Annotated in this window: 16 protein-coding genes; 8 read left to right on the top strand and 8 right to left on the bottom strand. The window is 56.9% G+C overall.

Annotated features, from left to right (window positions below; genetic code table 11):
* Positions 1-33: 33 nt before the first annotated feature.
* On the top strand, positions 34-363 hold the full coding sequence (gene tusE / locus AC6CWS_RS06500) for a sulfurtransferase TusE (RefSeq protein WP_004201447.1): 330 nt from the start codon (positions 34-36) through the stop codon (positions 361-363).
* On the opposite strand, the gene yccX is transcribed toward tusE, so the two are convergent.
* From yccX to AC6CWS_RS06515, 3 genes are read right to left on the bottom strand one after another with little or no spacing between them, the layout of a single operon-like run.
* Positions 360-641, bottom strand: a complete 282-nt coding sequence (gene yccX / locus AC6CWS_RS06505) for an acylphosphatase (protein ID WP_004201446.1) — start codon at positions 639-641, stop codon at positions 360-362. The genes tusE and yccX overlap by 4 nt on opposite strands.
* 48 nt (positions 642-689) lie before the next feature.
* The gene (locus AC6CWS_RS06510; protein ID WP_065881808.1) at positions 690-1,478 is read right to left on the bottom strand and encodes a helix-turn-helix transcriptional regulator; all 789 of its coding nucleotides are present in this window, start codon (positions 1,476-1,478) and stop codon (positions 690-692) included.
* Positions 1,479-1,495: 17 nt separating this feature from the next.
* On the bottom strand, positions 1,496-2,050 hold the full coding sequence (locus AC6CWS_RS06515; RefSeq protein ID WP_065881810.1) for a YbhB/YbcL family Raf kinase inhibitor-like protein: 555 nt from the start codon (positions 2,048-2,050) through the stop codon (positions 1,496-1,498).
* Positions 2,051-2,240: 190 nt separating this feature from the next.
* Between AC6CWS_RS06515 and rlmI the strand changes: the two genes are divergently transcribed.
* Positions 2,241-3,443, top strand: a complete 1,203-nt coding sequence (gene rlmI, locus AC6CWS_RS06520) for a 23S rRNA (cytosine(1962)-C(5))-methyltransferase RlmI (RefSeq protein ID WP_065881812.1) — start codon at positions 2,241-2,243, stop codon at positions 3,441-3,443.
* Positions 3,444-3,502: 59 nt separating this feature from the next.
* Positions 3,503-3,820, top strand: a complete 318-nt coding sequence (hspQ, locus tag AC6CWS_RS06525) for a heat shock protein HspQ (RefSeq protein ID WP_023289058.1) — start codon at positions 3,503-3,505, stop codon at positions 3,818-3,820.
* 28 nt (positions 3,821-3,848) lie between these two features.
* Here the strand turns inward: hspQ and AC6CWS_RS06530 are convergent, their stop codons facing one another.
* A complete protein-coding gene (locus tag AC6CWS_RS06530) occupies positions 3,849-4,262 on the bottom strand; it encodes a CoA-binding protein (protein WP_004201441.1) in 414 nt (137 codons plus the stop codon).
* A gap of 154 nt (positions 4,263-4,416) precedes the next feature.
* Between AC6CWS_RS06530 and mgsA the strand changes: the two genes are divergently transcribed.
* A complete protein-coding gene (gene mgsA / locus AC6CWS_RS06535) occupies positions 4,417-4,875 on the top strand; it encodes a methylglyoxal synthase (RefSeq protein ID WP_004201439.1) in 459 nt (152 codons plus the stop codon).
* A gap of 11 nt (positions 4,876-4,886) precedes the next feature.
* Here the strand turns inward: mgsA and helD are convergent, their stop codons facing one another.
* Complete coding sequence (gene helD / locus AC6CWS_RS06540) at positions 4,887-6,941, bottom strand: DNA helicase IV (protein ID WP_065881814.1); 2,055 nt, start codon at positions 6,939-6,941, stop codon at positions 4,887-4,889.
* 124 nt (positions 6,942-7,065) lie between these two features.
* On the opposite strand from helD, the gene AC6CWS_RS06545 reads away from it, so the two are divergent.
* Positions 7,066-7,512, top strand: a complete 447-nt coding sequence (locus AC6CWS_RS06545; RefSeq protein WP_004201437.1) for a YccF domain-containing protein — start codon at positions 7,066-7,068, stop codon at positions 7,510-7,512.
* Positions 7,513-7,529: 17 nt separating this feature from the next.
* Positions 7,530-9,665 (top strand): YccS family putative transporter, encoded by a 2,136-nt coding sequence (gene yccS / locus AC6CWS_RS06550; protein WP_023289054.1) that lies wholly within the window; start codon positions 7,530-7,532, stop codon positions 9,663-9,665.
* Positions 9,666-9,675: 10 nt separating this feature from the next.
* On the opposite strand, the gene AC6CWS_RS06555 is transcribed toward yccS, so the two are convergent.
* Positions 9,676-10,272 carry a TfoX/Sxy family DNA transformation protein gene (locus AC6CWS_RS06555; RefSeq protein ID WP_023289053.1) on the bottom strand — a complete coding sequence of 199 codons (597 nt, stop codon included), beginning with the start codon at positions 10,270-10,272 and terminating at the stop codon, positions 9,676-9,678.
* 17 nt (positions 10,273-10,289) lie between these two features.
* Positions 10,290-10,595, bottom strand: coding sequence for a hypothetical protein (locus tag AC6CWS_RS06560; RefSeq protein WP_156835198.1), 306 nt, complete (start codon positions 10,593-10,595; stop codon positions 10,290-10,292).
* A gap of 25 nt (positions 10,596-10,620) precedes the next feature.
* Between AC6CWS_RS06560 and sulA the strand changes: the two genes are divergently transcribed.
* Both sulA and ompA read left to right on the top strand, forming a co-directional pair.
* Entirely contained in the window at positions 10,621-11,130 is a 510-nt protein-coding gene (gene sulA, locus AC6CWS_RS06565) for an SOS-induced cell division inhibitor SulA (RefSeq protein WP_065881816.1), read from the top strand.
* Between the two features lie 352 nt (positions 11,131-11,482).
* The gene (gene ompA / locus AC6CWS_RS06570; RefSeq protein WP_044521956.1) at positions 11,483-12,553 is read left to right on the top strand and encodes a porin OmpA; all 1,071 of its coding nucleotides are present in this window, start codon (positions 11,483-11,485) and stop codon (positions 12,551-12,553) included.
* A 146-nt stretch (positions 12,554-12,699) separates the two neighbouring features.
* On the opposite strand, the gene matP is transcribed toward ompA, so the two are convergent.
* Positions 12,700-13,152 (bottom strand): macrodomain Ter protein MatP, encoded by a 453-nt coding sequence (gene matP, locus AC6CWS_RS06575; RefSeq protein WP_002898404.1) that lies wholly within the window; start codon positions 13,150-13,152, stop codon positions 12,700-12,702.
* Between the last annotated feature and the right edge of the window lie 171 nt (positions 13,153-13,323).

Raw genomic sequence — 13,323 nt, forward strand, 5'->3', positions numbered from 1 at the left:
CTGCTGCCAGTTTCAGGCGGTATGTGAAAAATTATGTTTATTTTTGAAGGCAACGAAATTGAGACGGATAGCGAAGGCTATCTGAAAGATACCACCCAGTGGAGCGAGGCGATGGCCGACGTCATCGCCGCGCAGGAAGGGATAACGCTCGCCGTTGAGCACTGGGAAGTGGTGCGCTTTGTGCGCGAGTTTTACCTTGAATTCAACACCTCGCCAGCGATCCGCATGCTGGTAAAGGCGATGGCCAACAAGTTTGGCGAAGAGAAAGGCAACAGCCGCTATCTCTATCGCCTGTTTCCGAAAGGCCCCGCCAAACAAGCGACCAAAATCGCCGGTCTGCCGAAGCCGGTGAAGTGCATCTAATAGAGGATCGCGAACTTGTCCCAGCTGCGGGTGGGTTGATGGGGTTCAGTCAACACTCGGTCAACCCGCGCGCTGCGCGGCCCACCGGCTTTCAGCCAGGCGATGAGTTTCTCCACCTGCTCCGCCTCGCCGCAGGCAAGCACTTCCACGCCGCCGTCGTCCAGATTACGGGCATAGCCGGTCAATCCCAGCTGCAGCGCTTCCCGCTGTGTCGAATAGCGAAATCCTACGCCCTGAACCGAACCGTAAACCCATGCCATCGTGCAGATACTGGCCATCATCGTCTCCTTTTCGCTCACCCTTTACGCTGAGGATAGCAAATTCATTCAGCGTACGTGCTTTGGCAGTAAACCATAGTGCTGACGGAAGCGCGCGGTAAAGCGCGATCCCGACTGATATCCGCTGTTCTGCGCAATTTCCCCGATGGGCCGCGAAGTGGTCTGCAGCTGCCCCAGGGCATGGGCCATCCGCACCTCCTCGACAATCTGGCGAAAACTCTGCGATTCCTGCTGCAGCCGACGGCGCAGCGTGGACTCGCCGAGAAAGAGCATTTTCGCTACCCGCGACACGCTCCACGCTTGCGCTGGCGACAGCATGACCAGTTGTCGAACCTGCGCCGACAGATCCTGCTGCCGCTCGACGAGCAGCGGGCCGGCATAACCCGCCTCGTGCAAGGCCAGCAGCAGGCCCATGGTCTGATGCTGCTGCAGAGAGGGGGACAAGCCTTCCCGCACCGCCTGCAGAACGCTTTGCCACATAAACGCCAGCTCAGTCGTCACCGGGGCGCAGAGCGAAGTCAGACGCCCGGGCGGTGGTTCACTGACATAGCGGGTCTTGAACGCCGTCAACAGCTCGGACGTCAGCGACAGCAGATCGGAGCAAAAGAGGCCATTCTCCGGCTGGTTAATCACCTCCAGCTCAACGTCAGCCGGCAAAACAATCAGCTGTTGCGGGGTTGCCAGCACCCGGCTCTCCCCTTGCACAATCACCTTGCTGCCGCGCTTTACCCGACAGAGCGCCGGGGCGAACAGACGCACCCGATGCAGCCTGCATAGCCGTCGGGTGGTGATCTCCGCGGCGGTCAGGGCGTTATGCTGAAAATGAATACTCTCCATCCGACCACCCTTTTATTTTAGCGCCCGGCCGTCGCCGTCAACTGGGCGCTGGCGAGAGCATGGCTGTGTAACAGATACCCCACCAGCGCCCCGCTGGCATCGGCGTTCACCGGCAGCGTGGGGATATCCAGCGCCCACACCGTAAAACGGTAGCGATGCGGTTTATCTCCCGCCGGCGGGCAGGCGCCGCCGAAGCCGGCATAGCCAAAATCGTTGCGGCCCTGTACCGCCCCGCCCGGCAGTGTAGCGCTGTTTTTATCTCCCGCGCCAGCGGGCAGAGAAGAGACGCTGCTGGCAATATTGACTAACGTCCAGTGCCACCAGCCGCTGCCGGTAGGCGCATCAGGATCCCGGACGGTGACCGCGAAGCTGCGCGTGCCTGCCGGGGCGTTTTTCCATGCCAGCTGTGGAGAGACATTGCCTCCTCTGCAGCCGAAACCGGTAAACCAGTGTTTCTGGGCCAGCGGCTGCCCGTCACGCATATCATTGCTGCTCACGCTAAACGGCGCAGCCATCGCGCCACTGCTCACTGCCGCAACCATCGCCACAACTATCCGCATACCTGTTTTCATCGTCTTCTCCTCCTGGGGGTGTGAAGACAGAGTATGAAACGCCACGCAAGGTGAATGTGCTGAAGCGCCTGCATTTTGTGCCGAAACGCTCAACCGCGCCTGGCGGGGGAAAGATGCTTGTATGCGCCAGGTGTGCTAATCTACGCGCCATTTTTCGGTGCCGACATTCCCGTTGCTTAAAGGTAGCTCCATGACAGATTCCCTATTCCCCCGCTTAGTGTTAGCCAAAGGACGCGAGAAATCCCTGCTGCGTCGCCATCCGTGGATTTTCTCCGGCGGCGTCGCCCGCATGGAAGGTAAAGCCCGCAGCGGTGAAACCATCGATATCGTTGACCATCAGGGAAAATGGCTGGCCCGCGGCGCTTACTCGCCGTCGTCGCAGATCCGCGCCCGCGTGTGGACCTTCGATCGCAACGAAGCCATTGATAACGCCTTCTTTGAACGCCGCCTGCAGCAGGCGCAAACCTGGCGTGCCTGGCTGGCCGAGCGCGATGGCCTCGACAGCTACCGTCTGATCGCCGGCGAGTCCGATGGGCTACCGGGCGTGACAATCGACCGCTTTGGCAACTTTTTCGTGCTGCAGCTCCTCAGCGCAGGCGCCGAATACCAGCGCGCCGCCATCATCAGCGCCCTGCAGAACCTGTTCCCGGACTGCGCCATTTACGATCGCAGCGATGTCGCGGTGCGTAAAAAAGAGGGGCTGGAGCTGGCCCAGGGGCCGGTAGTGGGCGAACTGCCGCCAGCGCTGCTGCCGATCGCTGAGCACGGCATGAAGCTGTTGGTCGATATCCAGGGCGGGCACAAAACCGGCTACTACCTCGACCAGCGCGACAGTCGCCTGGCGACCCGTCGCTATGTGGCGGACAAACGGGTGCTGAACTGCTTCTCTTATACCGGCGGCTTTGCGGTGTCGGCGCTGATGGGCGGCTGCCGCCAGGTCACCAGCGTGGATACCTCGCAGGAGGCGCTCGACGTTGCGCGCCAGAACGTGGAGCTCAACGGACTGGATCTGTCCAAAGCGGAGTTTGTGCGCGACGACGTGTTCAAACTGCTGCGTAAATACCGCGATCAAGGGGAGAAATTCGACGTCATCGTGATGGATCCGCCGAAATTCGTAGAAAATAAAAGCCAGTTGATGGGCGCCTGCCGTGGCTATAAAGACATCAATATGCTGGCGATCCAGCTGCTGAACCCCGGCGGCGTGCTGCTGACCTTCTCCTGCTCCGGCCTGATGACCACCGATTTATTTCAGAAAATCATCGCGGATTCCGCAATTGATGCCGGACGTGATGTACAATTTATAGAACAGTTCCGTCAGGCTGCCGACCATCCGGTGATCGCAACCTATCCGGAAGGGCTGTATCTGAAGGGGTTTGCCTGTCGCGTCATGTAACTTGAAAAACGAAACATGAGCCTCATATAGGGAGTATTCATGTTTCCCAGGAGGTGCCTATGATAGCCAGCAAATTCGGTATCGGCCAACAGGTCCGCCATACGCTCTTGGGCTACCTGGGCGTCATCGTCGATGTCGATCCCGAGTACTCGCTCGCGGAACCGGAAGAGGATGAAATTGCCGCCAATGACGAACTGCGCGCGGCCCCCTGGTACCATGTAGTGATGGAAGATGATGATGGCCAACCCATCCATACCTATCTGGCAGAAGCGCAGCTGAGCAGCGAACCCCGCGACGAACATCCGGAGCAGCCGTCCCTCGACGAGCTGGCCAAAACAATTCGTCAGCAGTTGCAGGCGCCGCGCCTTCGCAATTAAACAAAACCCCGCCAGGCGGGGTTTTTTGTTATTTTGCTAATCCCAGTCGCGGTAGCTCAATGGCCGGACAACGATCCATCACCACGTTTAACCCGGCTTCTCGGGCCAGCACCGCGGCCTGTTCATTGATCACCCCCAGCTGCAGCCACAGCGTTTTCGCGCCGATAGCAATCGCCTCCTGCGCCACGCCCCATGCCGCTTCTGAATTACGGAAGACATCAACCATGTCGACCTTTTCCGGAACATCGGCAAGCGTTCCATAGCCCTGCTGCCCCAACAGCGTCTTGCCTGCCACCTTCGGCGAAACCGGGATAACGTGATACCCCTGATCCAGCAGATACTTCATGACCCGGTAGCTCGGACGGTCAGGTTTGTCGCTGGCGCCGACCAGCGCAATCGTCCGTGTCGAGGTCAGGATATCGGCAATATCGTTCTCTTTCATGGTTTCCTCCTGCTATTTCACCTAAGTGTATGCTAATCCGCAGCAGGGGGCCATCCAGGCTAACCCGCAGATTCAGCAAAATTTTCATCCCTGATGCTTGCAGCGACAGCCACATTCAGTAATCTGTCAGCAGGTCAAAATGCGGAATGAAAATATGGAACTGACAACACGTACCCTGCCTGCGCAAAAACATATCGCGCTGGTGGCTCACGATCACTGTAAAGATATGCTGATGAAATGGGTTGCTCGCCATCAGGCGCTGCTGGCGCAACATGTTTTGTACGCCACCGGCACTACCGGCAACCTGGTCTCCCGGGCTACCGGGCTGGAGGTCAATGCCATGCTGAGCGGCCCGATGGGCGGCGACCAGCAGGTGGGTGCCCTCATTTCAGAAGGGAAAATCGACGTGCTGATCTTCTTCTGGGATCCGCTGAACGCCGTTCCCCACGACCCGGATGTCAAAGCCTTGCTGCGTCTGGCCACGGTCTGGAACATTCCGGTCGCCACTAACGTCTCCACCGCTGACTTTATTATCCAGTCGCCGCACTTCGCTCAACCGCTCGATATTCTGATCCCGGATTATCCGCGATATCTTGCCGAGCGCCTGAAATAATCGAACCGCGATCACGGCTTTCTGGCCACAGGCACATCCAGCGCCTGCAGGATCTCGACAAACGGCGACGGTTGCGCCTTGTTAAATAACAGCCACACCCGGTGACGAGCGCGGGTTATGGCCACGTACAGCAGTCGACGTTCCTCCGCATCCGGAAAATCTTCCGGTTGCGGCAGGAGCGCCTCCTCTATGATCGACTCGCGCGCTGGAGCCGGAAACGCATCCACTCCCTCCTGCAGTCCCAGCACAATGACATAGTCGGCCTGCTGACCTTTGCTGGCGTGAATAGTCATAAAATCAAGCTGGAGGTGCGGCCAGCGCGTCGCCGCTTTATCAAGCGCCTCGGGCTTCAGATGATGGTAGCGGGCAAGCAGCAGGATCCGCTGCTCGGGCTTAACGTAACCGCTCAATTTATCCAGAAGATCGTCCAGCTTATCGTCGGCTAAAAGAGTGACGGCCTTTTTATCTCCCGCGGTCAGGCTGTTCAGCGGTTTGCTTAACTGATGCGGATTCTGCTGGATAAAACCATTGGCTATTTCGCCGATACGTCCGTTAAAGCGATAGGTGGTATCCAGCGCACAGCAGTCTCCTTCGCCAAAGTAGTGGTTGAACGCGGTGGTCAGGGAGAGCTGCGCCCCGCTGAACCGGTAAATCGCCTGCCAGTCATCGCCAACGGCAAAGAGCGTGGTTTGGCTATTTTGCCGGCGTAACGCGGCCAGCAGCGAGGCTCGCTGCGGCGAAATATCCTGAAATTCATCCACCAGAATGTGTTTCCACGGGCTAACAAAGCGGCCTTTATCGAGAATATTGACCGCCTGATGGATCAGGCCGGAAAAATCGACCGCATTCTCCGCCTTCAGCGCCGCCTTCCACTCTTTCAGCAGGGGCGACATCAGCTTCACCCGTTTACTGAACAGATCGCGTACCGCATCCGGCGCGCCAGCGATCATCTCTGCCTGGGAGCCGCCGTGCATGCGCATCAGGCTGACCCAGCGGTCAAGCCGGCTGGCCATCCGCCGCTGCACCTTTTTATCCTGCCAGAAATCCCCCTCCGGCAGTTGCCAGCCCATCTCCTCTTCCAGCCACAGGCGCCAGCCTTTCGCCTGCGCTTTTTTCTCCTGGCACTGCTTTTGCCAGCTTTTCAGCAGCAATGCGTGGCGGGCCGCAGTATCGCTTTCCAGCTTACTGATGGTGGGCACTTTTTTGCTGCCCTGCTGGATAATATGCAGCGCCAGCGAGTGGAAGGTGCGGGCGGTAATATCGTCTGATGCCAGACGCTCGCGGATCCGCTCATCCATCTCCTGCGCCGCCTGGCGGCCGAATGCCAGCAGCAGAATTTGCTCTGCCGCCGCTTCTCCCCGCGCCAGCAGCCAGCCCGCTCGAGCCACCAGCACCGAGGTTTTACCACTGCCCGCTCCCGCCAGCACCAGCAGGGAGCGCTCGCCGTTCACCACCGCTCGCGCCTGCGACGGATTGAGCGGGGAGGATTCCACGCCGTTAAAAAAGCCGCGATACTGTTCCAGCATCGCCTCGGTAAAGGCCTGGTTATGGGCCTGACGCGCCGCTTCAATATCCCCTAACCAGCGCTGACATTCCCGCCACAGCTCCCGGCAGTTATCAAAGGCGTCAAGCCGGCTGGTGGGCATCGGCAGCCCGGTTAACGCATGGCGAATATTATCCTGAACATCCGCCACCTGCTGACGCGTCAGCCACTTACCTTCTGCCCGGGTGCGTTCGATGGCTGTCAGCTGCTGCTTCAGCACCCCGGCGGCGATATCGCTCATTTCCGTGCTCCACTGCTGCCAGAGCGTGTGTAAATGGTGATAAAAGCGCTGCGTTTCGCTCCATTCGGTACCGTGCAAACGCACGACTTTATCGTCCGGCAGCACAAACTCCAGTTCGCCCCAGACCAGACCGCGCTTACAATGCACTGACAATAACTGATTGAAAGGGATAAGATACTCATGACGATCGCCGGAAACCTTTACCCCGGCATTCAGTAACTGCACCCTGTCATAAGGATGCTGAGCCATGCGTTTGCCCAATGTTGTCGCTTTAAGTTCCATATAATGTCGATTTTCAATCAGGGTGGATTGTTTTTCAGTTTAACCGCCCCGGACCAGGTGCTCCAGCGCAAAAAAACGTTACAATTGTCAGGTCTTATTATCCACAGGGCAAAACCGAGGCTTTATGCGTACCATTCTGAATATTTTGAACTTTATCCTTGGCGGTTTCGCCACCACTTTAGGCTGGCTGCTCGCCACCCTGGTCAGCATTATGCTGATCGTCACGCTGCCGCTGACTCGTTCCTGCTGGGAAATCACTCGCCTTTCGTTATTTCCCTATGGTAACGAGGCGATTCATGTTGATGAGCTCGAGCCAGGTCGCCAAAACAGCCTGCTGAACGCCGGCGGCACCATCCTGAACATTCTGTGGTTCATTTTTTTCGGCTGGTGGTTGTGCCTGATGCATATTTTCAGCGGCATCGCCCAATGCCTGACTATCATTGGCATCCCGGTGGGGATCGCTAATTTTAAAATCGCCGCCATCGCCCTCTGGCCGGTGGGTCGCCGGGTCGTCTCTGTGGAAACCGCGCGCGCCGCACGCGAAGCCAATGCGCGTCGTCGCTTTCAGTAACCGAATGGAACACGGACATGATTAGCCCCCTGCTACGCCGCTACACCTGGAACAGCGCCTGGCTTTATAACGTACGCATTTTTATTGCGCTCTGCGGCACGACGCTGTTTCCCTGGTGGATCGGCGAAGTCAAACTGACCATCCCCCTCACCCTCGGCGTCGTGGCCGCGGCGCTGACCGACCTTGATGACCGTCTGGCGGGCCGTCTGCGCAACCTCGCCATTACTCTGGTTTGCTTTTTTATCGCCTCCGCCTCCGTGGAGCTGCTGTTTCCGTGGCCGCCGCTGTTTGCCCTTGGTCTGACCGTGTCTACCATCGGCTTTATTTTGCTTGGCGGCCTCGGACAGCGCTATGCGACCATTGCCTTCGGCGCCCTGCTTATCGCCATCTACACCATGCTCGGCGTCACGCTGTACGATCACTGGTATCTGCAGCCGTTGTTCCTGCTGGCGGGAGCCGTGTGGTACAACCTGCTGACGTTGTCCGGCCACCTGATCTTTCCAATTCGTCCACTGCAGGACAACCTGGCGCGTAGCTATGAGCAACTGGCCCGCTATCTGGAGCTCAAATCCCGGCTGTTTGATCCAGACCTTGAGGATGAGAGCCAGGCGCCGCTGTACGATCTGGCCCTCGCCAACGGCCAACTGGTGGCGACCCTTAACCAAACCAAGGTCTCACTGTTGACCCGACTACGAGGCGACCGGGGACAGCGTGGTACTCGTCGCACGCTGCAGTATTACTTTGTGGCCCAGGATATTCATGAACGCGCCAGCTCATCGCATATTCAGTACCAGACCCTGCGCGACCAGTTCCGCTACAGCGATGTGATGTTCCGTTTCCAGCGCATGCTTTCGATGCAGGCGCAGGCCTGCCAGAAACTGTCGCGGGCGATTCTGCTGCGCGAACCCTATCAGCATGATGCCCATTTCGAACGGGCGTTTATGCATCTCGATGCGGCACTTGAGCGCGTACGCGCCAGCGGCGCATCCGATGAGCAGCTCAACGCCCTTGGCTATTTACTCAATAACCTGCGCGCCATTGATGCTCAGCTGGCCACGATTGAATCGGTGCAAACCACCGCGCCCGCCGGGAGTAATACAGAGACGCTGCTGGCCGACGACAGGCTCGGCGGACTGAACGATATCTGGCTGCGCCTGCAGCGCAATATGTCACCAGAGTCAGCCCTCTTTCGCCACGCGGTGCGTATGTCGCTGGTGCTCTGCGCCGGCTATGCCTTCATCCAGTTTACCGGTCTTCAGCACGGCTACTGGATCCTGCTGACCAGTTTGTTCGTCTGCCAGCCGAACTATAACGCCACCCGCCATCGCCTGGCGTTGCGGATCATCGGCACGCTGGTCGGGGTGGCGATCGGCCTGCCGGTCCTCCTGCTGGTACCGTCGGTTGAAGGGCAGCTGCTGCTGATCGTCCTCACCGGCGTGCTGTTCTTCGCCTTTCGTAACGTGCAGTACGCCCATGCCACCATGTTTATTACGCTGCTGGTGCTGCTGTGCTTTAACCTGCTTGGCGAAGGTTTTGAAGTCGCGCTGCCGCGCATCATTGATACGCTGATCGGCTGCGCCATCGCCTGGGCGGCGGTCAGCTTCATCTGGCCGGACTGGAAATTCCGCAACCTGCCGCGGGCGCTGGACCGGGCGCTAAACGCGAACTGCCGTTATCTGGATGCCATCCTGGAGCAGTACCACCAGGGCCGCGACAACCGGCTGGCCTACCGTGTCGCACGCCGTGACGCCTACAACCGCGATGCTGAGCTGGCTTCCGTCGTCTCGAACTTGTCGACGGAACCACGGGCGGATGCCGCCCAGCGCGAGACCGCCTTTCGCCTGCTGTGTCTCAATCATACCTTCACCAGCTACATTTCCGCTCTCGGCGCGCATCGGGAAAAACTGTCCACGCCGGACATCCTCGCCCTGCTCGATGATGCGGTCTGCTATGTGGATGATGCCCTGCATCATACCCCAGCGGATGAACAGCGGGTGCAGAAGGCGTTGACCAGCCTGCAAAGCCGGATCCACCATCTGGAGCCTCGCGCGGACAGTAAAGAGCCCCTGGTGTTACAGCAGATTGGCCTGCTGCTGGCGCTGTTGCCTGAAATCTGCCGCCTGCAGCAGCGGGTACACGCTCAAACGGAATAACCGTTGTCCATTAGCGCGCAGACGCCCATTCCAGAAGCTCCTGACGCCGTGGCGTCGGGAGCGCGGCGGCATGAACGCCAACAATAGCCCCCTCCAGCGCCAGCAAGACGTTGTGCGAAAGGGAAGCATTGTTCTCGCGCAGCTTTAGCCAGGCCTGGCGGGCACCCACCTCCCGTAGTGCTAACACATCTGGAATGCCCGAGTGAATCAGCTGCAATTCCATATGAAAGCTGATATTGGGTAAATCCTTCAGGCGTCCCGACGACCGGCGGCGATATTTTTCACGCTGGGCGCTCTGCCACGACATCAGCGACAAGCGGAATAGCTGTTTCTCATCGCGCCACAAGGCATCGTCGATTTGATAATACTTTAGCGGCACGATGCGCCCGTGTCGGCGCAGCATCAATAAAGGATTATGGTGTTCTACCCGATAGGCAGCGCTCTGCTCGCAGGCCTTTAGATAAATATTCCCCTCTGCCACCATCGCAAACACGGTATCTTCGATAGCAAGGCTGTAGCCGCCAAACAGGGGGCGAGAGTGAAGTTGACCCAGCGGAGAGACGCAGGCCTGAAATTGCGGGAGCCGCGGACATACGAGTTTTCTCATGATCATTCCTTTGTGAATCATGTAATTAAACTTAAGTTGTTAACGGATCCGCTAAGGGAAAACATAAGGGACTTCCCTGACAGCAGCAAGATGATTTTTGCCTGCTTTTCCACCAGAATGCGGTTTTGCGAGACGCTTTCAGAAAATTGCAGCTGTTGCTGCAACTGGCAGACAGGAGAAAAAGGATTAGCCGGTGTTAAGGATGGTGTTGCGAGTAGCCGCAAACCTGTACCGTCAGGATGGCTGAAAGCGATTAAATTTCCACCAGCAAAATGACAAATTGCGGTTGATCTTTTCCCCTGGTGGATATACTGTATATGCATACAGTAACTACAGGCGGGATAGACTATGTTTACTTCAGCTCATGCAAACCGTTCAGCACAGGCCTCTACTCCGGCAGCCCACTACGCTCATCGTTCTGGCGAACAGGCCGCCAATGGGCTGATCAGTGAAATTGTCTATCGTGAAGATCAACCCATGATGACACAGTTGTTGTTGCTACCTTTATTACAGCAGTTGGGTCAACAGTCTCGCTGGCAGCTGTGGCTTACGCCGCAACAAAAGCTTAGCCGCGAGTGGGTTCAGTCCGCCGGTCTGCCGCTGTCTAAGGTCATGCAAATCAGCCAGCTCTCCCCCAGTCACACTTTAGACTCGATGATCCGCGCCCTGCGTACCGGTAACTATAGCGTGGTTATCTGCTGGCTGGCGGAGGAGTTAACCGCTGATGAACATGAGCGTCTGGTGCATGCAGCCCAGGAAGGCTGCGCGATGGGATTCATCATGCGCCCGGTCCGAAATCAGGGCACGCTCGGCAGACAACTCAGCGGGCTAAAAATTCACTCAAATTTGTATCATTGAGTGAAATTAGGATTATTCCTGGAATTTTTTTTACCGGTAGTAATGGCACAGCGTTTTTTAAGGTCTTTTTCGCGGAATGCCTGCCACACGGGCATTCGTGCCTTTTTTTCGTGTACGAAAATCAACCATATTTGTTAAATATTGTGTACACAACCCTTTTTTTTCATATGCCTGACAGAGTTCACACTTGTAAGTTTCGAACTAAGTTGTAGACTTTACATCGCCAGGGGTGATCGGCTTACGCTGCATGTATCAGCATAGTTAACAACAAGTCACGCCCCCGGTGAAGGATTTAACCGTGAGGTCTTTTGTAACTTCATGGCGAATTTTGGATGATAATGAGGCGCAAAAAATGAAAAAGACAGCTATCGCGATTGCAGTGGCACTGGCTGGCTTCGCTACCGTAGCGCAGGCCGCTCCGAAAGATAACACCTGGTATGCAGGTGGTAAACTGGGTTGGTCCCAGTATCACGACACCGGTTTCTACGGTAACGGTTTCCAGGGCAACAATGGTCCGACCCGTAACGATCAGCTCGGTGCTGGTGCGTTCGGTGGTTACCAGGTTAACCCGTACCTCGGTTTCGAAATGGGTTACGACTGGCTGGGCCGTATGGCATATAAAGGCAGCGTTGACAACGGTGCTTTCAAAGCTCAGGGCGTTCAGCTGACCGCTAAACTGGGTTACCCGATCACTGACGATCTGGACATCTACACCCGTCTGGGCGGCATGGTTTGGCGCGCTGACTCCAAAGGCAACTACGCTTCTACCGGCGTTTCCCGTAGCGAACACGACACTGGCGTTTCCCCAGTATTTGCTGGCGGCGTAGAGTGGGCTGTTACTCGTGACATCGCTACCCGTCTGGAATACCAGTGGGTTAACAACATCGGCGACGCGGGCACTGTGGGTACCCGTCCTGATAACGGCATGCTGAGCCTGGGCGTTTCCTACCGTTTCGGTCAGGAAGATGCTGCTCCGGTTGTAGCTCCGGCTCCGGCTCCGGCTCCGGAAGTGGCTACCAAGCACTTCACCCTGAAGTCTGACGTACTGTTCAACTTCAACAAAGCAACCCTGAAACCGGAAGGTCAGCAGGCTCTGGATCAGCTGTACACCCAGCTGAGCAACATGGATCCGAAAGACGGTTCCGCTGTTGTTCTGGGCTACACCGACCGCATCGGTTCCGAAGCTTACAACCAGCAGCTGTCTGAGAAACGTGCTCAGTCCGTTGTTGACTACCTGGTTGCTAAAGGCATCCCGGCTGGCAAAATCTCCGCTCGCGGCATGGGTGAATCCAACCCGGTTACTGGCAACACCTGTGACAACGTGAAAGCTCGCGCTGCCCTGATCGACTGCCTGGCTCCGGATCGTCGTGTAGAGATCGAAGTTAAAGGCTACAAAGAAGTTGTAACTCAGCCTGCGGCTTAAGTTATAACTGATGAAAAAACCCGCTTCGGCGGGTTTTTTTATGTCTTCTCGCTCGCTTTAGCGGCTAAAGACTGAAGGCCGTTAGAGGCGGATGGTAGCCTGTGTGGCGCGACCTGCGCCTTAGTCACCACTGAACGGGCAGCCTGCTACTCCTTACCTAACAGTACCTGCAGATCGTGCTTCAGGCTCGACATTTTGCTGGCATACTTCTCTTTATGCTCAGCATCCTCAATCAGCTGGACGATGGTTTCGGACAAGGTTTTCCCACGCCTCTGCGCCAGACCGGCAAGGCGCTGCCAGACGACAAACTCAAGGTCGATCGACTTCTTACGCGTATGCTGATGCTCGGCGTTAAAATGGCGTTTCCGTCGCGCACGGATGGTCTGTTTCATGCGGTTCATCAGCGCCGGATTCATATGCTGCTCAATCCAGGCATGCACCAGCACAGGTTCATTCTCGAGCGTCAGCAAGTCATCTACCGCAGCTTGCGCAGCGCTGGCCTCAATGTAGCGGGTAATCAGCTCACCTTCCCGGTGCTTCTTTACCAGATATTTCCATTTCCAGCCGCTTTCAAGATTTTCCAGTTGTTGATATTTCATTGCGATCTCAATGTGACCGTGTAACTCATTTCAGGATATCAGTTTTTTCCTGATGTGCTGAATATAAATCATTATTCGTGATGTGGATGGCCGGGTAATCATCGGGGTAGCCATAATCCTCCGTGTGCTCAGACGCGGCATCAGGTATAATTGCGCGCTTTACATCTAACT

Source organism: Klebsiella sp. M041 (assembly GCF_059759695.1).

Bases quoted from the DNA above. Each gene is read 5' to 3' on its own strand.
- AC6CWS_RS06530 (WP_004201441.1), bottom strand. From the start codon at position 4,262: ATGAAAGAGAACGATATTGCCGATATCCTGACCTCGACACGGACGATT.
- rlmI (WP_065881812.1), top strand. From the start codon at position 2,241: ATGACAGATTCCCTATTCCCCCGCTTAGTGTTAGCCAAAGGACGCGAG.
- tusE (WP_004201447.1), top strand. From the start codon at position 34: ATGTTTATTTTTGAAGGCAACGAAATTGAGACGGATAGCGAAGGCTAT.
- yccX (WP_004201446.1), bottom strand. From the start codon at position 641: ATGGCCAGTATCTGCACGATGGCATGGGTTTACGGTTCGGTTCAGGGC.
- sulA (WP_065881816.1), top strand. From the start codon at position 10,621: ATGTTTACTTCAGCTCATGCAAACCGTTCAGCACAGGCCTCTACTCCG.
- hspQ (WP_023289058.1), top strand. From the start codon at position 3,503: ATGATAGCCAGCAAATTCGGTATCGGCCAACAGGTCCGCCATACGCTC.
- matP (WP_002898404.1), bottom strand. From the start codon at position 13,152: ATGAAATATCAACAACTGGAAAATCTTGAAAGCGGCTGGAAATGGAAA.
- AC6CWS_RS06545 (WP_004201437.1), top strand. From the start codon at position 7,066: ATGCGTACCATTCTGAATATTTTGAACTTTATCCTTGGCGGTTTCGCC.
- mgsA (WP_004201439.1), top strand. From the start codon at position 4,417: ATGGAACTGACAACACGTACCCTGCCTGCGCAAAAACATATCGCGCTG.
- yccS (WP_023289054.1), top strand. From the start codon at position 7,530: ATGATTAGCCCCCTGCTACGCCGCTACACCTGGAACAGCGCCTGGCTT.
- AC6CWS_RS06555 (WP_023289053.1), bottom strand. From the start codon at position 10,272: ATGAGAAAACTCGTATGTCCGCGGCTCCCGCAATTTCAGGCCTGCGTC.
- AC6CWS_RS06510 (WP_065881808.1), bottom strand. From the start codon at position 1,478: ATGGAGAGTATTCATTTTCAGCATAACGCCCTGACCGCCGCGGAGATC.
- AC6CWS_RS06515 (WP_065881810.1), bottom strand. From the start codon at position 2,050: ATGAAAACAGGTATGCGGATAGTTGTGGCGATGGTTGCGGCAGTGAGC.
- ompA (WP_044521956.1), top strand. From the start codon at position 11,483: ATGAAAAAGACAGCTATCGCGATTGCAGTGGCACTGGCTGGCTTCGCT.
- AC6CWS_RS06560 (WP_156835198.1), bottom strand. From the start codon at position 10,595: ATGCATATACAGTATATCCACCAGGGGAAAAGATCAACCGCAATTTGT.
- helD (WP_065881814.1), bottom strand. From the start codon at position 6,941: ATGGAACTTAAAGCGACAACATTGGGCAAACGCATGGCTCAGCATCCT.